The following is a 22924-nucleotide window of genomic DNA, read 5'->3' on the forward strand; positions in this document are numbered from 1 at the left end:
TTTCGTTTAAGTTTAAGTTTCTGCGCTAGAGAAAAGGGCTAATAAATGCACGAAGGTGTGATGAAAGCATGGCTGGAATCTTCTCACTTATACGGCGGTAACGTTGCATATGTAGAAGATTTATATGAGGCGTATCTTGATGATGCGGCTTCAGTGCCAGAAGAATGGCGAGAAGTGTTTGATCAACTGCCTAAAGTAGAAGGTGTTGATGTTGATATTAAACATTCCGATGTAAGAGCACAATTTGCTGAGCTTGCTAAGAACAAACACAGAGAAGTAGTAGTTTCTGCAGAAGGTGCGGCAGATGCAAAACAAGTGCGTGTGTTGCAGCTTATTAATGCATTTAGATTTAGGGGCCACCAAAATGCCAATCTAGACCCGTTGGGTTTATGGCAACGTGACCGAGTGAGAGAACTCGAGTTGGCTTACCACGATTTAGATGATGTGGATCACGATAAAGAATTCAACGTTGGCTCTTTTGCCTGTGGCAAAGAGACAATGAAATTAAAAGACTTGTACGCTGCGTTAAAGTCTACCTACTGTGGTTCAGTTGGTGCAGAGTACATGCACATCACATCAACCGAAGAAAAGCGCTGGTTACAACAACGCTTAGAAGCCGGTTTCTCTAAGCCTCAATTTAGCAAAGAAAACAAACTACGCTTATTGCAAGGTTTAATCGCTGCAGATGGTCTTGAAAAATATCTTGGTGCTAAGTTCCCAGGTGCAAAACGTTTCTCACTAGAAGGTGGCGATGCACTTGTACCAATGCTGAAAGAGCTGGTACACAGAGCTGGTGAAAGTGGCCAAGAAGAAGTTGTTATCGGTATGGCTCACCGTGGTCGTCTTAACGTATTAGTTAACGTCCTTGGTAAGAACCCTCAAGAGTTATTCGATGAATTTGCTGGTAAATATGGCGAGTCTGCAGGTTCTGGTGATGTTAAATATCACATGGGCTTCTCTTCTGATTTCGCGACACAAGGCGGCGATGTTCACATGGCATTGGCCTTTAACCCGTCTCACTTAGAAATCGTTAACCCAGTGGTAATGGGCTCGGTAAGAGCACGTCTTGACCGTTTAGATTGCGCAAGTGGCTCTAAAGCACTACCAATCACCATCCATGGTGACTCGGCAATTGCAGGCCAAGGTGTTGTACAAGAGACATTTAACTTATCAAAGACACGTGCATACGGTGTTGGTGGTACTGTTCGTATCGTTGTAAACAACCAAGTTGGTTTTACAACATCTAAACCAGAAGATACGCGTTCAACAGAATACTGTACTGACATAGCTAAGATGGTTCAGGCACCAATCTTCCACGTAAACTCTGACGATCCTGAAGCAGTTGCATTCGTAACACAAATTGCGCTTGATTTCCGTAACAAGTTTAAGCGTGATGTGGTTATTGATTTAGTGTGTTACCGTCGCCACGGTCACAATGAAGCTGATGAGCCAAATGCAACTCAGCCTCTAATGTATCAAAAGATCAAAAAGCACCCAGTACCGCGTCAGTTATATTCTGACAAGCTTGTCGCTGAAGGGGTATTGTCAGCACAAGAAGCAAAACAGCTTGCTGATGACTATCGAAACGGCTTAGACAATGGTGTATGTGTGGTTTCTGAAATCCAACCAGAAACGAAGCATTCATCAGAGTGGTCGAAATACGTTGGTCATGACTGGGATACGCCTTATGAGACGCAAGTTTCTGTTGATAAGCTTAAAGAGCTTGGTGAAAAGGTTGCTAGCTACCCAGAAGATCACAAAGCACAGTCTCGTGTTAAGAAAATATACGATGACCGTAAAGCGATGGCTAAAGGTGATAAGCCTCTCGATTGGGGTATGGCTGAGACACTTGCATACGCGACTATGGTTGATCAAGGCACTGACATTCGTCTAACTGGTCAGGACTCTGGCCGTGGTACTTTCTTCCACCGCCACGCTGTTGTTCATAACCAAAACGATGCGTCTACTTACTTACCATTGCAAAACATCAGGCCAGAGCAGGGTACTTTTGAGGTTTATGACTCAGTACTTTCTGAAGAAGCTGTTTTAGCATTCGAATATGGATACGCAACTGCAGAGCCTACTTCACTGGTTCTTTGGGAAGCACAATTTGGTGACTTCGCGAACGGTGCACAGGTTGTATTTGACCAATTCTTAAGTTCGGGTGAGCAGAAGTGGGGCCGTTTGTGTGGCTTGACTCTATTGCTTCCACACGGTTACGAGGGTCAAGGTCCAGAGCACAGTTCTTCACGTATGGAGCGTTACCTTCAGCTTTGTGCTGACCACAACATGCAAGTATGTGTACCAACTACGCCAGCGCAGGTTTATGCAATGTTACGCCGTCAATCAGTACGTCCTTTACGTCGTCCATTGATTGTAATGACACCAAAATCATTGCTTCGTCACCCATTAGCAGTCTCTAGTCTTGAAGAACTGTCTGATGGTGTTTTCCACAATATGATCGATGAAATCGATGAGATTAAGCCGGAAAACGTAGAGCGTGTTGTATTCTGTAGTGGTAAGGTTTACTACGAACTACTTCAAGAGCGTCGTAAGCTTGAACTAAACAATATTGCTATTGTACGTGTTGAACAGTTATATCCATTCCCTCATAAAGAGATGGATGAGATCATGGCTCGTTACCAGCATGTTAAAGACTTCGTATGGTGTCAGGAAGAGCCACAGAACCAAGGTGCTTGGTACTGTTCTCAACACCATTTCTGGGAAGCAATCCCAGCAGGTGCAAACCTAACATATGCTGGCCGTAAGGCATCAGCTGCACCGGCATGTGGATATATGTCTACCCACACTAAAGAACAAAACGCGTTGATTGCTGACGCATTAACAATTAAAAAATAAGGAATAAGAGATGACAACCGAAATTAAGGTGCCTGTTCTTCCTGAGTCAGTTGCAGACGCGACCGTTGCGACATGGCATGTAAGCGTTGGTGATACGGTAAGCCGTGACCAAAACCTAGTTGACATCGAAACGGATAAAGTCGTTTTAGAAGTTGTCGCACCTGAAGATGGTGTAATTGTTGCTATCTCTGAAGAAGAAGGCGCGACAGTATTAGGTGAGCAAGTAATTGCACAAATCGGTGCTGCGGGTGCGGCACCAACTCAATCAAATGAACAACCAGCAGCGCCAGCGGCAGCGGCGCCAGCAGCAGAAGGTAAAGAAGTGGACATTAAAGTACCAGTACTTCCAGAGTCAGTAGCAGACGCTACAATCGCAACTTGGCACGTTCAACCAGGTGAGGCAGTAAGCCGTGATCAAAACCTAGTTGACATCGAAACAGACAAAGTTGTTTTAGAAGTTGTTGCACCTGAAGACGGTGTAATGGGTGAACACTTGCACGCTGAAGGCGATACAGTACTTGGTGAGCAGGTTATTGGTAAGCTTTCTGCAGGTGGTGCACCAGCTGCAGCGTCAGCAACTTCTGACGCAGCGCCAGCAACGTCTGACGAAAACGCTGATGTGCTTACGCCTTCAGTTCGTCGCTTGATTGCAGAAAAAGGCCTAGACGCTTCTCAGATCAAAGGCTCTGGTAAAGGTGGTCGCATCACCAAAGAAGATGTTGACGCATTCCTTAAAGCGCCAGCAGCTAAGCCAGCATCAGCACCAGCTAAAGCAGCTGCGGCAGCGCCAGCAGCACCAGTAGGTGATCGTACGCAGAAGCGTGTTCCAATGACACGTCTTCGTAAGACAATTGCTAACCGTCTTCTTGAAGCAAAGAATTCAACAGCAATGCTTACTACGTTCAACGAAGTAAACATGAAGCCAATCATGGACCTTCGTAAGCAGTACAAAGATGTATTTGAAGAGCGTCACGGTATTCGTCTTGGTTTCATGTCTTTCTACGTGAAAGCAGTAACAGAAGCACTTAAGCGTTTCCCTGAAGTAAATGCATCAATCGACGGTGATGATATCGTTTATCACAACTACTTCGACATCAGCATCGCTGTTTCTACACCTCGTGGTCTAGTAACACCAGTACTTCGTGACTGTGACAAGCTATCTGTTGCTGAAATCGAAAAAGGTATCCGTGAGCTAGCGCTTAAAGGTCGTGATGGTAAACTAACAGTTGATGATATGACTGGTGGTAACTTCACAATCACAAACGGTGGTGTATTCGGTTCACTACTTTCTACGCCTATCATCAACCTACCTCAGTCTTCAATTCTTGGTATGCACAAGATCCAAGAGCGTCCAATGGCTGTAAACGGTAAGGTAGAAATTCTACCTATGATGTACCTAGCGCTTTCTTATGACCACCGTCAAATCGATGGTAAAGAATCAGTTGGTTTCCTAGTAACAATCAAAGAATTATTAGAAGATCCAACACGTCTACTTCTAGACGTTTAATCAAAAGATTAAATCTTAAGCTGTATGCGTGCAATTAAGCAACATACAGCTTTTTTTTTGCGCCTTTGGTCTAACTGGGGTTTTATTAAAACGCCGTGGGATCTATACTATGTGCGCAATTTGGGATAGCTGATTATTTGCATAAATATTCAGCATTTTTAGTATAAAAAATTGGATAAAGCATCATGAATTTGCATGAGTATCAGGCAAAACAACTTTTTGCCGAATATGGTTTACCTGTGTCTGAGGGTTACGCTTGTGACACTCCTCAGGAAGCAGTTGAAGCTGCTGGTAAAATTGGTGGCGACAAGTGGGTCGTTAAATGTCAAGTACACGCGGGTGGCCGTGGTAAAGCTGGCGGTGTTAAGCTAGCTGATAGCAAAGACGAGATCCGCGCATTTGCTGAAAACTGGTTAGGTAAAAACCTAGTAACTTACCAGACTGACGAAAAAGGTCAGCCTGTTGCTAAGATCCTAGTTGAAAGCTGCACTGATATTGCAAATGAGCTATACCTTGGTGCTGTTGTTGACCGTGCTTCACGTAAAATCGTGTTCATGGCTTCAACTGAAGGTGGTGTTGAAATCGAGCAAGTTGCTGAAGAAACGCCAGAACTAATTCACAAAGCTGAAATCGATCCACTAGTAGGCCCTCAGGCATACCAAGGTCGTGAGCTAGGCTTCAAGCTTGGTCTTAACCCAGCACAGATCAAACAGTTCACAAAGATCTTCCTAGGTCTTGCGAACATGTTCATCGATCACGATTTCGCACTTCTAGAGATCAACCCTCTAGTAATCACTGACGAAAACAACCTACATTGCCTAGACGGCAAGATTGGTGTTGATGGCAACGCGCTATTCCGTCAGCCTAAGATCCGTGAATTCCACGATCCTTCACAAGAAGATGCACGTGAAGCTCACGCTGCAAGCTTCGAGTTAAACTACGTTGCTCTAGACGGTAACGTTGGTTGTATGGTTAACGGTGCAGGCCTAGCGATGGGTACAATGGACATCGTAAACCTACACGGCGGTAAGCCAGCTAACTTCCTAGACGTTGGTGGCGGCGCGACTAAAGAGCGTGTATCTGAAGCATTCAAGATCATCCTTTCAGATGACAACGTGAAAGCAGTGCTAGTTAACATCTTCGGTGGTATCGTTCGTTGTGACATGATCGCTGAAGGTATCATTGGTGCAGTTAAAGAAGTTGGTGTAAGCGTACCTGTAGTTGTACGTCTTGAAGGTACTAACGCTGAAGCTGGCCGTGAAGTACTAGCTAACTCTGGTCTTGACATCATCGCTGCTGAATCACTAACTGATGCTGCAGAGAAAGTAGTTGCTGCTGCGGAGGGCAAATAATGTCTGTACTAATTAATAAAGATACTAAAGTAATCTGTCAGGGTTTCACTGGTGGTCAGGGTACTTTCCACTCAGAACAAGCTATCCAGTACGGTACGCAAATGGTTGGTGGTGTTTCACCTGGTAAAGGTGGTCAAACTCACCTTGGTCTTCCAGTATTCAACACTGTACGTGAAGCTGTAGAAGCAACTGGCGCAACTGCGACAGTAATCTACGTACCAGCTGCATTCTGTAAAGACGCTATCTTAGAAGCTATCGACGGTGGCATTAAGCTAATCGTTTGTATCACTGAAGGCATCCCTACACTAGATATGGTTGATGTTAAAGTGAAGCTAGAAGAAACGGGCGTTCGTATGATCGGTCCTAACTGCCCAGGTGTTATCACTCCGGGTGAGTGTAAGATTGGTATCATGCCTGGTCACATCCACTTACCTGGTAAAGTAGGTATCGTATCTCGTTCAGGTACTCTTACTTACGAAGCAGTTAAGCAAACTACTGACGCTGGTTTCGGTCAATCAACTTGTGTTGGTATCGGTGGTGACCCAATCCCAGGTACTAACTTCATCGACGTACTAGAAATGTTCCAGAACGATCCTAAGACTGAAGCAATCGTAATGATTGGTGAGATCGGTGGTACAGCAGAAGAAGAAGCTGCAGAGTACATCAAACACAACGTGACTAAGCCAGTGGTTTCTTACATTGCTGGTGTTACTGCTCCTCCGGGCAAGCGTATGGGTCACGCTGGTGCAATCATCTCAGGCGGTAAAGGTACTGCTGATGAGAAGTTCGCAGCTCTAGAAGAAGCAGGCGTTAAGACTGTTCGTTCTCTAGCTGAGATCGGTTCTGCACTTAAAGAAAAAGCTGGTTGGTAATCATTTACCATTCAGGTAAAAAGGCTCCTTAGGGAGCCTTTTTTGTTTTTATTGTTCAGTCCTAAATAGCGTTCATACTTTTCAAACTGAATTTGGAGAGCGTAATATAATCACTAGCTAAGCAAACTCTGCACGATGATTATTTAGCAATTAAATGAGTCTTAGAAGAACCGTTAAAAGGCGAGCCAATCTACGACTCGTCATAAGTTGCGATTAAACCCAATTGACATTGATCCCACCTAATATCTAGAGGTGGATCTCGTTACACAAAACGAGGAGCGCACTATCACTTAATTACGCTAATAACCTTTAATGGATTATTCAAAAGCTTAAGCTTATCTGCGCGGCCGTTACTTGGTGTCTTTCATCTCTTATTACTAGTTTTTATTTTAAACTAAGACCTAATTTATCTTTTACAGTTAGTTGTAATTAAATGTGCTTGAAGTGACACTATATTCCCTGTTATAAACGTCAACTCGATGCCATTTAATATAGGTAACACTATGTCTAAGAAGGACTTTGTTAGTCATTTACTGACAGAATGCGATGTCATGATCCGCTACGCTTCAGGCGAAGGAAAGACCATGCCAAGCTATATCCCGAACACAGTTTATCAATTACAAAATAAGCAAGAGGTGAGAGAGGGAGATAGCTATAGCTTAATGTTAGAGCACGAGTTAACTGCCCTGACGAAGTGCCATAAAGAGTTATCTTTACTGGTTTATCCAGCTAAGCCATTGACGCTTGCTATTATGGATAAGGAGTCCACTTCGGTGAGTTGGTTAAGGTTTTTAGGGCCTGTTAAGTTAGTTCGACATATGTCATTGTTGGCGCTTTTCTTTTTAATTTCTATTATTTCTCTGTCTATATCACCTGAAGTCAATCAGAAAACAATTAATGAAGGTTTATTTAACTCAGAAGGCAGGGTGCTCTTACTGAATCAGTTATTTTTACTCTGCTGCGCGGGGCTAGGAGCAACATTTGCTTGTTTGCATAAATCTCGAAATTTTATTCGATTATGCAATTACGATCCCAAGTTTGATTCTACTTATTGGTCTATGGTGATTATGGGCTTTATGGCGGGATTGATGATTGCGGAGCTGATCCCAACCCAAGAGATAACTCAAAATCACTCTTCTTTGGGTGACTTTCATAAGCCACTTGCTGCATTACTCGGCGGTTTTTCTGCAGATGTGATATACAGCGTGTTGAGTCGATTAGTTGAAGTAGTTAACCAGCTGATGGGCAGCACAGATCAGAAAACCAAAGATAAAGTAAAAAGTGGGCTAACTCGAGCTGATCTCGCTGAGCAATTACAGCAGCAAAATAAAGATATCAAAGACACTATCTCACAAAGCCAACGATTAAATCAGCAGCTCATGTCTACAATTACACAAGAGAGCCAACCTTCGTTATACAGTCAAGCACCATCGCCTCAACCTCCTCAGCAGAGGAGTACGGAGACGTTAAAATCGACTCAAGACACGATAAAAACATCTGCTAGCAAATCTAAACCGGCTTTAATAGATCCTTAGTATCTATAACAGCCAATGAGCTTTCTTATGGATATAAAGCCCGTAATTATTGTACATTTCGTAATAAAGGATTACATTTAAAGCGAGAGATAAAATACGGGCTTTTATATTTGCAACTATTCATTTTTTTCGCAGTTTCTTTACTATTCACGTGTTCTGCATTCGGGGTTTCAAAAAAGCAGCTTTTGGAGTACGAAGCTGCAGCTTCAACATCGCCATCAACGCTGCTTTCGACTCAAGTACCACCAGAGCCGACAGATGAAGTCTTATGGCTCACATTGAAAGCACGCGCCGCTTTTTTTAGAGGGGATATTGAAACGGCTGAGGCTGTTTATGATTCGGCAAAAGTGCAAGTTCAAGCATCTCCTTTAAAGCTATCGTCTGGATATTGGTTCTTGTATCGTGCTTTTTTTTCCATAGAGCAGGGAGAGTTAGATAAGGCAAAGCAATATATCAAACAAGCTAGGTTGTGCTTTACACAAAATAAAGCAACCGATTTTCTGATCCGAACCTATGCAATGGAGGCGATTATTTCTGTTTGGCGTGAGGAATACAGTTTTGCGCTCAAATCACTTCAATCAGCTCAAGCGCTGCTCACGCGGAGCGAAAATAAGTCCGATCCCATTACGAGAATGATGGTGTATGATAGCTCCACAGCCTACTATTCGACGCTAAAGTTTTATGTTAAAGCGTTGGGTTATGCACATCAGGCACAGGATTTGGCTCAGCAGTCTCACAATTTGTTGGACGGTCTCCCTATTAAGTATAATTTGTGCTTAACGTTGTTACGTGCTCAACTCATTGAAAAAGCCCAGCAGTGTTACCAGAAAATGTATAACGTCTCTGAGTTACATAACTTGCCTAGATACGAGTTTTGGGCCTTATCTGGGCTCGGTAAAATAGCGCTCTCAAATAAAAATTTTACGGATGCGATTAAATATCTGCAAGCTGCTCGACAAACACAACATAACGCCATTATTAATCCTGCTCACATCATTGTGTTACATAATAATTTAGCCTTTGCGTTTGCTCAGATGAAGTTATTCGATCAAGCGTTAGAGCAAATCGCGTTATCTAAGCAGGTGTTAAAGTCGTATAATAGTACGCTTAATAATCGCTATACTCGACAAACTTTAAAAATTGAAGCCGATGTTTATCAATCTAAACAAGATTTGCCGCAAACAATTTCCACGCTACGCACCTACATTCGCTTGCTTGAAGAAAGTGAACTAAAAATTCAAAGCAAACCTGAACACAAAGCAGTTGTATTCGAGCAACCAATCAGATCAGCGCGCCAAATTAACACGGCCGCTGAAGACGAAGTTGTCAAAGCGCTAATGCATGCTCGCATTATCATAGCGCTGCTTATTGTTATTTTGTTCGTTGTGATTGTTTACTTTAGGCGTTCCAAACACCATTTAGCGCAGTCTTTGAACTATAAAGATACTGTGACAGGGCTATATAACAGGCGGTATTTTATTGAGCAGTTTGAGGGGATCTCAAAGAAGAATCTCGACTATGCTATGGCGCTTATTGAGATCAGTCCTGAACAAAGTGAGGCCATGACTGTCTCTGATATGGATGCTAAGTCAATTAAATTTGCAGCGCAGCAGCTATCAATGCAGTTTAGGGATGATGGCGATCTTGTATGTCGAGTGAGTGGGCAAGAATTTGTCATTTTGTGTGAAGGGATGAAAAAGCCAGTTTTACAAAAACGATTAGCGGTATTACAGCATGTATTTGCCACACAGGAAAATGTGACAACACTGCAAATGTCAGGGGCGCTGATATGCTCTGAGGAAGGGGACTTTGGTAATATCTTTGCTGAATTAGAGAGTCGTTTAATCCATGTTAAACGTACTGCAAAAGGGCAGGTGGTTGCATTTTGACCACCCGCTTTAGACTGCCTAATGAGATTAGTAAGTATAACTAATATGCTGGAAGAACCGCATTGTCACATCCTGTTTCTCAGGGTTTATAGGTAGCTGGGTAATAAATCGTCGAACCATAGTTTCTACATTATTCATAAATTTACCATAGCCAGCATCTTTGTTATCCGCATCACTGGCCACGATGACAAAATGCATGACATCACATAAATGTTGTGCGTCCCAAATTGTATGGGTTTGACCATCTGCTAAAGATGTATCAAAGCTTAGCTTTTGTAGCTCTCTATTGTGTGCCGACTTATCAATTTGACTGTTTCTAATGATTGGCATTCTACCATCAGCGACAAACCCAACATGAGAAAGCTGTAGCTGAGTACAGGTCGTCAATAGTTTGTCTTCAATATGTCGGTAAAACCCAGAATAATCCCCTGGTCTCAATAAGTGTTGATATTCAGTTTTTATCGCTCTGGTGATAGGTACTGAAAAAGTAACATAAGTGATTTCACTGTGTGCCTCTGGCAGTGAGCAGTTTCTTGCCTGGTATCTGGGATATAAGCTTCTTAACTTATAGCCATATGTTTCTCGGTGTCCTTTTATTTTCGAGAATATATCGTATGTAAGGTGTTGATGGTCCCTTACTTTAAAGCGCATGTTCTCTTTTTCGTATTGTGTTTGTAAGGCATCTAATGTGCGCTTTACTTTGCTGTGAAATGCTGCTGCATTTGCTCTTAATTCATCACCCGTTGCTAAAAATAATAAACGGATCTTTCTCGCTTTGTGGCCCTCGTCTTGATAAATTTTATGGGCTTCATGGTATTTGGGGTTGTAAAAAAACAGTATTTGTTTATCTGTTTGTAAGCTATATGCTTCTTCATGATATCGGACAACAGGCAACTTGTCGTTCACGATAAGCTGAACGTTATAGAGTTCATATTCATCACACAGTGCAAATAACTTTCTCGCAAGCCTTTGATATGCACTTTCTAAGTCATCAAAGTGGCTGTAAAACGAGTCATCAGGTTTAAACTCAGCCAGAATGTAGTGGTTATTGCGAGCATTAGTTGGAATATAGACGCGATGTAAATTCAATGATGCCATTTTTAATCCTTAACGATACACCTAATTTGACTTCATATTATTGAAATTACGTGACGATTTTATTGCGCTGGAACAAAAGTTGTCACAAAACTTGAGTTAGTTCTGGTAATAATTTGTAGGCGATTAATCATGTTTGTGCTGCTAATTAGGATAACAGATTAGACAAGTAAATGATTCTCGTTTAAAGTTTTTGTGTGTTAAACAGGAACTTAATAAATGAACCTATTACCTTTGAGTGATCGAGCACTCAACTTTTTAGCTTTAGCCGAAGCAAATAATAAAAATGCTAATTCTTGCGACCTTGTCATTTTAGAAGGCCATTATGGCATGGACGAGTTGTCTAACTGTGTGGATAAAATTGCAAGCTTACACCCAATAATGCAAAGTCGTATTGTCAGAAAAGGACTCAAGTATTTTTGGCTGTATGATGAGACGCTTTACCCTGAAAAGTCACAACTGGATTGGACCGATCGCTTTCTAGACGTCAAGCAATGGCATGTCGCATTGCGACAGTACGCGATTGACAACCCAGTTGATCCATACGTTGGATCGCCAGTTCAATTTGTTTGTATCCGGTTTAAACAGTACAGCGCATTGATATTTCTTTCCTCACATACGGCCTCAGATGCACGTAGCGGCTACATTTTATTTGAACAGTTACATTCACTGTTACTTAACCAGCCTATTTCGAGTATCGATAATAGCTTTTGTGAAGAGCATATGCTTTTTGATAAGGTTGGTACAAAAGCATTGTTTCATGCTGGTATTAGATTGGCCATTGATTTATTTAAATCGAAAACAAAGATTGAGATTGCAGACTCAGCGTGTTGGCGTGTTGATTATCATGACTTCGGTTTGGACGCGACTAAAGCACTGAAAATTTGGTCTAAACGGCATCAGGTTTCCGTGAATGTCGCGCTTAATTATGTCTTAAATAAAGCACTAAATAATGGTCAAAAATACACTGTACTTGAAACTATTTCGCTTAGGGGAATAGCTAAAAAGGATCTTGCTGGCTCATATAATAATTTAATTATGCCATTCGGTTCAGAGATCGGAGGCGAAAGTTGTTGGATTAAGGCGTACCAGGCGCGTTTGCAAGAGTTGAAACTTGAAGGGTATAAGGTGCATCAAGCCGAGCAGAGGATTCAGTCTTACTCAATAAATCTAGTACCAAAATGTGCGCTTAAATTACTTGTTGAGAGTTATAAAAGATTGTTTCTCAATGGTAATGTGATCTTATCCAACCTAGGTAAATTGGAATTTAACTTAAGCTATATTGGCTCTTTTAAGATTATTGATGTGTATAACTTTAGTGTACCATTGCCGCCTGCTGGTCTGGCGTTAGTTGCAAGTACATACCAAGGGCGACTGCGTATCTCATATGCTCATAGGGGTGAGGTAGAGTTGTTGATCACACCAGCTATTGAACGTGAGATAGCGGCGCTGAACACTTAAATGTCAAAAGCGCTTCACATATAGTGTTACTTTGGATATGAGTAAGCGCTCCCACAATTGGATTAGGTATTCTATCCAACCTCAATCTAAATGCCGATTTTATTGTAAAGTTTTATCATTACAACGCGCTTTGCTTCTCATTTGAAATACTGAGTGTTAAACAGAATAGGGTTATACATCAATTAAACAATGGTTTATATATTGTATTAATTTTGTTTTCACATAAATGGTAATAGCGCGTCTTTCCTCCGATATAAATTTTTTTATTGGAGAAATGATGTTACATACAGGGGAGTTGGTTGCCTTAAAACAACGGCAACTAAAAGGACATAGTGAATTTTGGAAAGTTTGGCTTGAAAACAAAGATAAATTATTAAGTTGTTGTCATCGGTGGTTAAGAAATGACAGCGACAAGGTAGAAGATGTACTGGCACAAACCTGTGAAAAGGCATTTAGAGCATACAATCGTGCTGATTATACTATCGAGAATGAATTCGCATGGTTATGTCGCATCGCTCACAATCTCTGCATGGACGAACATCGCGCTAAAGCAAAACACCAAGATATTGTTAATCATGTATCTGAATTACCGGACCATTTTTTCTTCGCAGATAATCAATCTACTTCACTAGAAAGCGATCATTGGAATTCTAGCTTGTATACACGGTTAGTAAATGAGATCTCTATTTTGCCAAGGGATTTACGTCTTGTGATGCAATATAAATTTATATATGAAATGGATTACCCTGAAATCGCCAGGCGCCTTCAATTATCACTAGAAAATGTTAGAAAACGTGTGCAGCTCGCGAGAAGGCAGCTGACAAGTCTAAAAGAAGAATATAAGAGATATAGCTAACGGACTTTTGATAGTCTGGTGGCGTATAAATTTTTTAATTTAAATATTTAACCGAAAAGCTCAATAAATAAATTCACAAATATCTCAGTCTTACGTTTATACCTTGATAGGTTTTTGAACATAAGCCCAACCTGTAAAGTGGCCTTATTATGTAAGGTCACTTTTTTCAAACTATTAAAAATTTAATTTTCACAAAAAATAACTATTTCCGTCTGCTTGGTACTAAACCAGCAATAGGAAATTGACAAGTTTTTATTGCTATAGCTAAAAACTAACTGCCGTTTAAGTTACTTCATACTGGGGGTGATGTGGCGGAGCGTATCTGGGATTTGTGATGACAACAATAAGAAACTGGTATGTAGTTTACACCAAACCGAATACGGAAAAAAAATTCGCGGAGCAGGTTTCACTTATAAAGAGTGGCTGTGAGGTTTTTTTACCATTAGTAGTCGAGAAAAAACAGTGGAGCGACCGAATTAAATCAATAGCGAAACCGTTATTTAAATCTTATGTATTTGTTTATGTCGATGATTTTGAATATCACCATGTAAAGCGATTGAGTGGCTTCGTTGACTTTATTAAATTTAACGGTAAGCCCAGCATGGTGAGTAATGCAGAAATTGTAAAAATTAAAACGGTGATGTCGTCAGGTTACCAGTGCGAACCAGTACCCACTCGATTTGCCGTTGGGAGTGCTGTAGAAATCACTGTGGGTGCCCTTAAAGGCTACCAAGGAAAACTTGTTGAGCGCAAAAATGACGCCGTATTTGTTATCGAGATTGAAGGACTGGAGCAAAGCTTGATGATATCTGTGCCTTCAGATTTTTTGCTTTCTAAGGAGGTGTCATGACTCACTGTGTGTCTCGTCAAAGCCTTGAAGCATTGAAGGTACAATTGATTTGCCATGTAGGACTTACTGTTAAACCGGTGAGAAACAGCAACGGAGCACTTGTTGTTGGCATCGGCAGGCAAATAGAGCAGGTAGGTATTAGCGAGCAAGAGGCAGAATATATGCTTGAAAACGATATTGCCTATTTAGCTCGAACTCTGTCAGTAGAGGTACCAATTTTTAATCGATTGAGTGAGTCTAGAAAACTGGTCCTGCTTAATATGGCGTTTAGCATTGGTATCGATGGCTTAAAAGGGTTAAAAAAGCTACTAGCGGCCTTGTGTGTTGAGGACTTTTCATTAGCTGCGCATGAAGTTTGGCACTGCGGCTGGGTAGATCCGTGTTGTGATAGAGCTATGGAGCTCGCCATTCAAATGAAACATGGGTGATAAAATGGTAATGCGTGACGACTCAGCAAAACAATTTAAAGCCGAAAAGCAGTTATCATTGCGCTTTTTCCAGGTTGGTATCGCTTTAGCAAATGATGATGACAATATACAGGAACGATTAAGTCAACTTGACGACGCATTAAATACGCTGGTTAACACCCCTAGATTTAAGTATGTTGAAGGGCGTTTTTCTCTCACATCACATGAAACTAGGTTGATTGCTCTTGTTTATATTCAAACTCTTGAGCCGGATATTTTGATGCCTTACATCGGTCTTAGCTGGTATGAGCAAGGGCCAATGTTAAGTCTCGATAAGTTGCTTTTTCTTTGCCAGCGGGGGTCTAAACGAGAGTTAATTTCGCAAGATGTATTGTGTGGCCAAGTATTCGATTGGCATTTATTACAATGCTCTGAAAAAAAGTTGCTGACTGAAAGTGCCAGTTTACATACAGAGCTCAGGCAGTTTTTGCATACCGGTCAAGTCACTTTGAGTAATGAACACCTTGTAAAGCTGGGCTCGTCTACGGTTCAGGATGAGGCTTTTACATCGTGTTTTAATCCTAAAATTGACTTAAGCGATTCGCAGTTATTTGAACTTGATACACCTGACCCTCGGATGGCTCAGTGGTACACAGAGCAACTTGCTTTGTTATCAGGGGCGGATTTTGGTTATTTTTTAGATGAGCAAGCGCAAGATCTGACCTTGTCAGAAATCGTACTGTCGTTGGTTGGGTTAATATTAAATGCGAACTCCAAATGCGTGTTTATATTTATTGAAAAACTTCATGCTACATATGCTTGTGCACTGCGAAAAATGCTGGAGTGTGGACAGGGTGCTCAAACCCGGTTGTATTTTTTTACTTTAAAGGCCCCAAACACGCATCGAGATACAAGCTTGTTTCATGTGATTGAGTGTCAACCGCCTTCACATAAGTCGTTAGTAAGCGCCTGGCTGAAATTGTCTTTAGAGCCTGATGAAGCAAAAGCACGGTGTATCGCCACGAGGTACCCGGTACCAATTTATCGTATGTCAGGGTTAGCGCAAACCGCTAAAGTTACCCCCCAGAATAACGCTGATTTTTGGCGTGAATTACAGCAGCAGTGTTTGGAAGAGCTAAATAAAGGACCTGAAGAACTAGCGAAACTTTCTGAACCAAGGTTCAAGTTGTCTGACATGGTGTTGTCTCCAGCAGTACACAGTCAACTCTATGAATTAGTCGGCCGAATTGATAGACAAGCCGAATTACAATCCTTACTTCAGCGCTTTACACCAGGTTGCAAGGCCATTTTTTGGGGCCGCCCTGGTACAGGTAAGTCAATGGCTGCTGAAGCTATTGCAGGTGAACTACAGCTTCCTTTATATGTCGTTAATTTAGCTAATATTGCCAGTAAATGGATTGGTGAAACTGAAAAGCACCTAGCGAAGCTATTCGACCAAGCTCAAAAACACAATGCAGTGTTGATGTTTGATGAGGCGGATGCTGTGTTTGCAAAACGTAGTGCTGTTGAATCCAGTCAGGACAAAAATGCCAACATGGGGGTCAGTTACCTCTTACAGAAAATGGAGCACTACAGTGGGTTATTACTGTTAAGCACCAACTTAAAATCAAACTTAGATGACGCGTTTTTGAGGCGTTTTCATAATGTGATTGAGTTTACTATGCCTTCAGCTCAGCAGCGGGAAGAGATATGGCAGCGTATGTTGAGCGGTATTTCAAACGATGCGTTGACCAAATCTATTGGCAGTTTGGCGCACAGGTTTGAGCTAAGTGCAGCACAAATTATCAATATTACAGAGTCAGCGTTACTTCAACGTTTGATAGAACAGCATAGCTGTATTGACCCGGAATCATTAGCCAGAGCGCTCAAAAGAGAGCTTGCGAAACAGCATGAAGGGTTTATGGCACAGCATGAAATTAAAGCTTGGTTGCAAGGAAATTAAGATGGACCCAAAAATAGTTTATAACACTCAACAAGCACTGAAGACGTTTTTGACTGAGCGGATTCTGTCTATGAGCAAAGGCGGAGATACTGAGTTAGAAGGGGATATTGCATTGAGTTTTGTCGCGCCCGACAAGACTTTTTATGACAAACAGGTAAGTGATGAGCCGACAGTAAACTGCTATCTAATTGGTGTAGCAGAGGACACGACACGCAGACAAAGTGAGCCACCGAGAAGCTATCTAAATACAGCTCAGACTCATAGAGTGCATTATAAAGAGCCTCGATTTGTATCATTAACTTATATGCTGACGGTCTGGAGTAAAGCGGAAATGGGAAGTGCTGAGTTAGAGCATATGGTGTTGAGTTACTTACTGTGTGGTTTAGGGGCTTATGACTTTTTGCCAGAAGACATTCTTACGATGTATGGCGTGGAAGATAAGCCTTATGGCATTCGAACGCAGTTGTTCGGTAATGAACATAGCGAAAAAGTAAGTGGGCATGTCTGGCAGGCATTAGGATCCACACCCAAGCCTACACTGTTGCTGTCTTTGTCAGTACCTGTGCCAGTATTCACGCCAGATATATTACCGATTGTTCAAGATATTGAAACGAAAATGGATAACAAATCGGTTTAATCCAAGCTTGGTTTACCCGCAATATTTTCTTGCTACTGAACTTCCTCCCTTCCAGTAGCAAGTCCCCTTAATACACGACTAATTATCAAAGGTTAACTATGAAACATTCAGAACTGAATACGGAGTTACGCGGCTATTTTGAAAATGGAGACATTCCTACACAAGAGGAATTTCGTAAACTCATAGATGCGGCAACGGACAATACGACGACATTTAGCTTACTGGCCCATTTATTCGGTACTACAGTAGATTGCGCAATCAGTGAGTCCAACCTTGACTTGCAATCAGATTTGACTGAAATTTTATCACCATACTCACTAGTACCTGGTGAGCGAGTGATCATATATCTTCAGCAAGACGAGACTCAAAATGGTGTCTACATTTACGATGCATCTTCGGTAGAAAGATCCGCGACGTTGACCAAGCAAACCATTAATGAATATGAAGGCATGTTAATTAAGGCAAATAGGTCATTGGATAACAGTGCCAGCTACTTTCACTATGTCATGCTGAACGAAACCAGTCAAAACTTGAATTGGTACAAAGTTGAAAACTTTGACGTACCTGAGTATTACTCAGAACATATTCAAAACGCCCGCTTTCCTGTTGAAGTTGATTTAACTCAGCAAGGAGACACGACAAATAGTAAGTTGACTGCAGACTATTTGGTTGGGGATGGTGAAGGCATCACAAATCTGAATAATGCACACCTGCCAGCTCATATCGATTTAACACAAGTGGCAAGTGATTCAAGTATCACTGCAAAAAGTATAACCGGACATGGCGGCTCGTTGACCGATTTAGATGCAGGGCAATTGACCGTTGGGCAAGTGCCGCCTCAAAGATTAAATTTCGCCGATACAAATGATTTAAAATCTGGCGGCACGGATAAAATACTCAGTGCAGATCACGGTCAGTGGTTAAATCAAAAAGTAGAGTCGCTGGGTGTGTATACATTCAATGAAGTGACGATCACTTGCGCTGAAACGTCGGTTAATATTGATGTCTCGCAACCACTTAATACTCTGGATGATATTGCACTTCAGGCAGGCGATCTGATTTTATTAACCGCACAAGAAGATCCATCAGAAAATCAAATTTGGCAAGTTCAATTAGATAAATCTTTGGCGTTGCCTGCTGCGGCCATTTCATTATATCAGGGTCTTGCTATATGTATCTCAGCAGGTACTTCCCATCAACATAAAGTATTTGTATTGACGTCTCAATTTACCAATGACTCTGGTAAAAGTGAAAATCACTGGCAAGACTCGTTGCAGGTTGCACTTGTTGGCGATGGTTTAAAAGCACGCAACAACCAAATTTCTGTCGATGTTGCGACCCCAGCTGATATCGAGGCGGGTTTGGCTGATAAATTATTGGATGCTGCGCAATTTAAAACGCAGCAATCTTCCGGCTCGGATGCTTTAAAAGCAGATTACAACACTAAAATTACGGTTCAAAAGGAGCGTATTGACAGTATTTTAGAAGCCAGTGATGCCGATGCTGACTCGTTTAAAGAAATTGTTGATCTCATCAACTCTGTCGACACAGAGTCGGATCAAGCTTTTGCCAATTACGTTTTAACAAATGATGCCCGAAGCGCTCAGATAGAAACAGAGTTAGCGAATGAGTCTAATACGAGAAGCCAACAAGTTGCTACGTTACAGAATGCTTTGCAGCAAGAAGTTACCGACCGAACTGCGGACTCAACAAATCGTTATACTAAAACAGAGTCAGATCAACGCTTTTTGAAATCGGTCAATACTCAGTTAGTAGGTTCTGTCGACATTACCCAAGCGACATTCTCGGGCGATATGGCTGTCACAGGAGCGATAACAGCAACAGGAGACGTTACTGCATTCTCTGATGCTCGCCTGAAATCCAATATCAAACCGATTGAAAATGCGTTGGCTGCGATTCACAAACTGGAAGGTGTTACATTTGAACGAGCAGATGTTAATACTGGTAGACGTTATACCGGACTGATCGCACAAAATGTTGAGCAAGTCATACCCGAAGCTGTCTATGAGCAAGATGAATATATGTCTGTGGCTTATGGGAATTTAGTGGGGTTGTTAGTTGAAAGCATAAAAGAGCTCAATGAGAAAGTGGTGGGCCTTGAGCAAAAAATAGTGAAATTTGAGTCTAACTAAGGGGAGTGAAGCATAATGACTTTACAAACAAGTGGACCAATATCACTTAAAGATATCGGTGATGAATACCGTGATGCTCAGCCTTATGAGCTTGGTTTTTATAGTGAGCACGTCACAAAAGTACCGGGAGACACGATTGCAATTAGCGAGTTTTATGGAAAATCTGCGCAAACGATACGCCTAGAGGTGAAAACCTTTGAAGTTTATACGCAGCGCACGGCAATCATTCCGATTGCTAATATCCTCGAAGGGAGCTTTGATGAATATAGCAACGGGCAAGATCCAGTGCGATTGATAGCCGTACATACCCCTCTGTTTGGCACAGTGCGTATAGAGGGAGCTAACATTGAGTTTACTTCAAATAGTGGGATCGGGAGCGCGGCAGGTTTTAATTATGTGGTAGAAAATAGTATTGGGATCCGAAAAACACACTTCGTCACAATGTCAGTCGTTGCTGTTCCACCTATCGTGTGTAACCCTGATACGTTCAGTTTGCAGCAGGGTGAGTCTGTATTTATCAGTAAGCAGCAACTCATTGCCAATGATGAAGATGGTTCTGGTACTGGCTTGTCATTAATCGGTGTATCGAGTGCGCAGGGCGGAACTGTATCTCTGAGTGGCGATACAATTACCTTTCTGTCTACGGGTCTTGCAGAACAACCTGCGCAATTTAACTATAAAGTGCGTAACGGCCATGGTGTTGAGCAAACGGGTGTCGTCTACATCAATATCACGCCATTGCCTGAGCTTGAATCATATATATACCGTACTCAACAACAAGCGGATCAAGCTCGACAAGATTACAGACCTCCGACGGTACAAGATATATTCAACAATTGGGCGAGATTTAACGGCAATGAGTACTACTTAAATAAACAAGACGCTGAAGCTCGCAATAGTGCTAACGCAAAAGCCTGGTTTTACCAAGCTTCTACAGATAGTGTCGTGATGCCACTTAATGTTTCACCTTCAAACGGGTTTGTATCCGCAGAAAAAGTCGATAACTATACACTAGAAGCGACGTTATCCTCTGATAGTACTGACAATGATACCATTGGTGTGGTTGCCGCATTTGTCAGAGAAGGAAACATAAATTATGTACTCACTATTGTGTTGAATACAGGTGGTACTCCTCCCAACGCGACAGGGTGTGGTGTATATTTTGGTTATGCTGGGGTGGGCTCTGGGTCTGATAAGCTTTTAGGGCAGTATAATATTGGAACCGGTGGTAGTTGGAGCAATAAACGGGTTCGTGTAAAGGTTCAGCGTCAAGGCGATATTTTTAAATTCTATGTGACCCCTTGGAATCAAACTGGCAGCTTTCAGTCGGCTAGTGAAATTGTGGTTGATTTAAATAATGATACTGATTTGCACCGCTTCAAGGGAAAGCAATCCTATGGCTACATCACTTACTCTCAGCCTAATTCAACTTATCTTGACATCGATTTACGGGGCGGCTTAGATGTATCAAAACTATATGACGCACAAAATAACGATGTTTGGGAATATATAGGCAGTGCTTGGCAAAGCGTGTCGGGCAGTATTCAAAGTCACCTTGGCTACGTTCGAAAAGTATATAACCCGCAAAGTAAAGAACGCTTCTTAATATCTCAAAGTGTAGTTACTTATTTAGGTAACTTAGTAGAAAACAGTTTGTGGGATACAACCAAAATATTAGATGAAAGGCAATATATAGTTGCCGAGCAAACGTTATCACAACATGGTGCACCTGCCGGTCGACGCATGTTAGCACTATATACAAAGGGCAAAGAGGAAAAAAATTACCTTAAAGATAAGCCGAGTGTTTCATCTATCTCTGCCCATACCCACCACAATAGCAACCCGGGTTTTAATAACATTGGTAGTCGTAACTGGTTTACTGATAATCAAATTGATTTAGCGATTACCGATTTTGTTGGAGGTACTGTGGTATTCGAAGGTGGAGTCGTTGGCATTATCACAAGCATAGGTAATGACAATGGCACCAGTGCGTTTGTGCACTATCAAGTGGCAGATTATCGTCTTTTTGAATATATCCCTTAAGTTTCATTTTTAACTCATCACAGGTACTTCACCATTACGCCGTCCAGTTAGGACTGTTCCCGATAGCTAATTCGATTTTCTAACCCGTTGCGTGTGTATGTACACGCAACATTTATCAAGGAGGCCTTATGGCTCAAAAAACGCTCTCTGGTATTCTCGCAGCGATTGATGCTGAACAAATTGCAGTGAATATGACAGCAACGAAATCACTTTATCGTTATACCGGTATTATTGACCGTGTGAATAGCGCTAAAAAAGATGCGAATGTCGATTTGTCGACAGCAAACAATGACAACTATTTAACCAACACGTTGAATCTTGCCGATGGCGACAAGATTTTGCTTACCAAGCAATCTACTCCTTCTCAAAATGGTGTGTATCAACGAATTGCTGACACACTTAACAAAGTGACGTATCCAAACATTGAGCTAGGTAACTTAGTTGAGTTACTTGGTACACCGCCGACTTCATCTACTGTGTTTTATAAATTGATGGAAGGCGATCAGTGGAGTGAAGTCACCTTAAGTGACGGCGCGATCGCAGTTTAATTATGAACTGGTCAAGCGATGTGCTTGGCCAGTTATTTACGAGGGATTATGAATATGGCTGAAGGGTACGTCAATGTTAATCAATTACTAGATAGATTTATGAGGCACCAACGACATATAGAACGATTTGTTGGGTTCATTGGCGTCTTAGATGTGGTTTTCAATACTGATCAGAATATACATTTACCTCTACCACCAAGTTATTGGCAAATGTATGTATTACTCACAGCACAAAGAGATAAAACAGAGAATGGCATATATGTGATAAGTGAATCTGGTCTATGGCAACGTGCAGCTATTGAGCTGGAGCTAGGTAACATAGTATCAGTAAATACAGCACATAATGAGAGCGCTGAAAGTTACTTTAAAGTTACTGAAATATCTCATACCGGCCAGGTTTGGCAAGCACTTCACCTTCCTAAAAATGAGATCAGCACTGCAAGCGATCTTAAACTTTCTTAACCTCATGCAAGGAGTTTAAATGGCAATGCAGCTTCGAAAAACGCTTAAATCTTTTTTTAAGCGCGGCGCAAAGCCGACAGAGTCACAGTTTGCCCAATGGCTAGATGCATGTTTATTGCAAGGTGAAGATGGTATTGAAAAGCGCAGCACGGGCCTAGAAATCACTCAAAACTTGAAGATCAGTGGCAGTTTAATTGTGGAGGGCACACTTTGGCTTGCTGAACACACACAGACGACATCGCTAAAAACAAAAGCAACCCAGACAAATGGGGTGCCAAGTGGGGCAGTTTTTCTATACCACGGTCATTCACTACCACTAGGTTACGGGTTATGCGATGGTAAAGATGGAAGACCACTGCTAAATGCCCCGCCAGGTGGAGCTATCCAACTTCACTATATAATTAAACTGCCGTGACGTTAACAAACCAAAAAACA

18 protein-coding genes are annotated in these 22924 nt (G+C 41.8%); 17 read left to right on the plus strand and 1 reads right to left on the minus strand.

What is annotated here, in order from left to right:
• Positions 1-45: 45 nt before the first annotated feature.
• From sucA to JF50_RS12540, 6 genes are all read left to right on the plus strand, one after another.
• Positions 46-2859, plus strand: a complete 2814-nt coding sequence (sucA, locus tag JF50_RS12515; RefSeq protein ID WP_039609798.1) for a 2-oxoglutarate dehydrogenase E1 component — start codon at positions 46-48, stop codon at positions 2857-2859.
• A gap of 10 nt (positions 2860-2869) precedes the next feature.
• Entirely contained in the window at positions 2870-4366 is a 1497-nt protein-coding gene (gene odhB, locus JF50_RS12520) for a 2-oxoglutarate dehydrogenase complex dihydrolipoyllysine-residue succinyltransferase (RefSeq protein ID WP_039609799.1), read from the plus strand.
• Positions 4367-4551: 185 nt separating this feature from the next.
• A complete protein-coding gene (gene sucC / locus JF50_RS12525; RefSeq protein WP_023399327.1) occupies positions 4552-5718 on the plus strand; it encodes an ADP-forming succinate--CoA ligase subunit beta in 1167 nt (388 codons plus the stop codon).
• The gene (sucD, locus tag JF50_RS12530; protein WP_023399328.1) at positions 5718-6590 is read left to right on the plus strand and encodes a succinate--CoA ligase subunit alpha; all 873 of its coding nucleotides are present in this window, start codon (positions 5718-5720) and stop codon (positions 6588-6590) included. Before sucC ends, sucD begins: the two co-directional genes overlap by 1 nt.
• A gap of 503 nt (positions 6591-7093) precedes the next feature.
• Positions 7094-8125 carry a hypothetical protein gene (locus JF50_RS26080; RefSeq protein ID WP_152614537.1) on the plus strand — a complete coding sequence of 344 codons (1032 nt, stop codon included), beginning with the start codon at positions 7094-7096 and terminating at the stop codon, positions 8123-8125.
• A 185-nt stretch (positions 8126-8310) separates the two neighbouring features.
• The gene (locus JF50_RS12540) at positions 8311-10014 is read left to right on the plus strand and encodes a GGDEF domain-containing protein (protein WP_152614538.1); all 1704 of its coding nucleotides are present in this window, start codon (positions 8311-8313) and stop codon (positions 10012-10014) included.
• Between the two features lie 27 nt (positions 10015-10041).
• Here the strand turns inward: JF50_RS12540 and JF50_RS12545 are convergent, their stop codons facing one another.
• Entirely contained in the window at positions 10042-11112 is a 1071-nt protein-coding gene (locus JF50_RS12545; protein WP_039609801.1) for a DUF3083 family protein, read from the minus strand.
• A 216-nt stretch (positions 11113-11328) separates the two neighbouring features.
• Between JF50_RS12545 and JF50_RS12550 the strand changes: the two genes are divergently transcribed.
• The 11 genes from JF50_RS12550 (at position 11329) to JF50_RS12600 (ending at position 22904) form a co-directional block, all read left to right on the plus strand.
• Entirely contained in the window at positions 11329-12570 is a 1242-nt protein-coding gene (locus JF50_RS12550) for a hypothetical protein (protein WP_039609802.1), read from the plus strand.
• Positions 12571-12844: 274 nt separating this feature from the next.
• Entirely contained in the window at positions 12845-13426 is a 582-nt protein-coding gene (locus tag JF50_RS12555; protein ID WP_235423425.1) for an RNA polymerase sigma factor, read from the plus strand.
• Positions 13427-13760: 334 nt separating this feature from the next.
• A complete protein-coding gene (locus tag JF50_RS12560) occupies positions 13761-14276 on the plus strand; it encodes a UpxY family transcription antiterminator (RefSeq protein ID WP_039609803.1) in 516 nt (171 codons plus the stop codon).
• On the plus strand, positions 14273-14704 hold the full coding sequence (locus JF50_RS12565; protein ID WP_039609804.1) for a hypothetical protein: 432 nt from the start codon (positions 14273-14275) through the stop codon (positions 14702-14704). Before JF50_RS12560 ends, JF50_RS12565 begins: the two co-directional genes overlap by 4 nt.
• A 4-nt stretch (positions 14705-14708) precedes the next feature.
• Positions 14709-16646: an ATP-binding protein gene (locus tag JF50_RS12570; RefSeq protein WP_039610158.1), complete on the plus strand. Its 1938-nt coding sequence runs from the start codon at positions 14709-14711 to the stop codon at positions 16644-16646.
• Between the two features lies 1 nt (position 16647).
• Positions 16648-17283 (plus strand): Pvc16 family protein, encoded by a 636-nt coding sequence (locus JF50_RS12575; RefSeq protein WP_039609805.1) that lies wholly within the window; start codon positions 16648-16650, stop codon positions 17281-17283.
• A gap of 98 nt (positions 17284-17381) precedes the next feature.
• Positions 17382-19436, plus strand: a complete 2055-nt coding sequence (locus tag JF50_RS26085) for a tail fiber domain-containing protein (protein ID WP_052262279.1) — start codon at positions 17382-17384, stop codon at positions 19434-19436.
• Positions 19437-19451: 15 nt separating this feature from the next.
• The gene (locus tag JF50_RS12585) at positions 19452-21479 is read left to right on the plus strand and encodes an Ig-like domain-containing protein (protein WP_039609806.1); all 2028 of its coding nucleotides are present in this window, start codon (positions 19452-19454) and stop codon (positions 21477-21479) included.
• A gap of 128 nt (positions 21480-21607) precedes the next feature.
• Positions 21608-22027 carry a hypothetical protein gene (locus tag JF50_RS12590; protein ID WP_039609807.1) on the plus strand — a complete coding sequence of 140 codons (420 nt, stop codon included), beginning with the start codon at positions 21608-21610 and terminating at the stop codon, positions 22025-22027.
• A gap of 54 nt (positions 22028-22081) precedes the next feature.
• Positions 22082-22489 carry a hypothetical protein gene (locus tag JF50_RS12595; RefSeq protein ID WP_039609808.1) on the plus strand — a complete coding sequence of 136 codons (408 nt, stop codon included), beginning with the start codon at positions 22082-22084 and terminating at the stop codon, positions 22487-22489.
• Positions 22490-22508: 19 nt separating this feature from the next.
• Positions 22509-22904, plus strand: a complete 396-nt coding sequence (locus tag JF50_RS12600) for a hypothetical protein (protein ID WP_039609809.1) — start codon at positions 22509-22511, stop codon at positions 22902-22904.
• The last annotated feature ends 20 nt before the right edge of the window (positions 22905-22924 follow it).

The organism is Pseudoalteromonas luteoviolacea (assembly GCF_000814765.1).
Classification (GTDB): Bacteria; Pseudomonadota; Gammaproteobacteria; order Enterobacterales; family Alteromonadaceae; genus Pseudoalteromonas; species Pseudoalteromonas luteoviolacea_H.

Bases quoted from the DNA above. Each gene is read 5' to 3' on its own strand.
- sucD (WP_023399328.1), top strand. From the start codon at position 5,718: ATGTCTGTACTAATTAATAAAGATACTAAAGTAATCTGTCAGGGTTTC.
- JF50_RS12595 (WP_039609808.1), top strand. From the start codon at position 22,082: ATGGCTGAAGGGTACGTCAATGTTAATCAATTACTAGATAGATTTATG.
- JF50_RS12570 (WP_039610158.1), top strand. From the start codon at position 14,709: ATGGTAATGCGTGACGACTCAGCAAAACAATTTAAAGCCGAAAAGCAG.
- JF50_RS12590 (WP_039609807.1), top strand. From the start codon at position 21,608: ATGGCTCAAAAAACGCTCTCTGGTATTCTCGCAGCGATTGATGCTGAA.
- sucA (WP_039609798.1), top strand. From the start codon at position 46: ATGCACGAAGGTGTGATGAAAGCATGGCTGGAATCTTCTCACTTATAC.
- JF50_RS12545 (WP_039609801.1), bottom strand. From the start codon at position 11,112: ATGGCATCATTGAATTTACATCGCGTCTATATTCCAACTAATGCTCGC.
- JF50_RS12550 (WP_039609802.1), top strand. From the start codon at position 11,329: ATGAACCTATTACCTTTGAGTGATCGAGCACTCAACTTTTTAGCTTTA.
- JF50_RS12575 (WP_039609805.1), top strand. From the start codon at position 16,648: ATGGACCCAAAAATAGTTTATAACACTCAACAAGCACTGAAGACGTTT.
- JF50_RS12565 (WP_039609804.1), top strand. From the start codon at position 14,273: ATGACTCACTGTGTGTCTCGTCAAAGCCTTGAAGCATTGAAGGTACAA.
- JF50_RS12560 (WP_039609803.1), top strand. From the start codon at position 13,761: ATGACAACAATAAGAAACTGGTATGTAGTTTACACCAAACCGAATACG.
- JF50_RS12600 (WP_039609809.1), top strand. From the start codon at position 22,509: ATGGCAATGCAGCTTCGAAAAACGCTTAAATCTTTTTTTAAGCGCGGC.
- JF50_RS12555 (WP_235423425.1), top strand. From the start codon at position 12,845: ATGATGTTACATACAGGGGAGTTGGTTGCCTTAAAACAACGGCAACTA.
- JF50_RS26085 (WP_052262279.1), top strand. From the start codon at position 17,382: ATGAAACATTCAGAACTGAATACGGAGTTACGCGGCTATTTTGAAAAT.
- JF50_RS26080 (WP_152614537.1), top strand. From the start codon at position 7,094: ATGTCTAAGAAGGACTTTGTTAGTCATTTACTGACAGAATGCGATGTC.
- JF50_RS12585 (WP_039609806.1), top strand. From the start codon at position 19,452: ATGACTTTACAAACAAGTGGACCAATATCACTTAAAGATATCGGTGAT.
- odhB (WP_039609799.1), top strand. From the start codon at position 2,870: ATGACAACCGAAATTAAGGTGCCTGTTCTTCCTGAGTCAGTTGCAGAC.
- sucC (WP_023399327.1), top strand. From the start codon at position 4,552: ATGAATTTGCATGAGTATCAGGCAAAACAACTTTTTGCCGAATATGGT.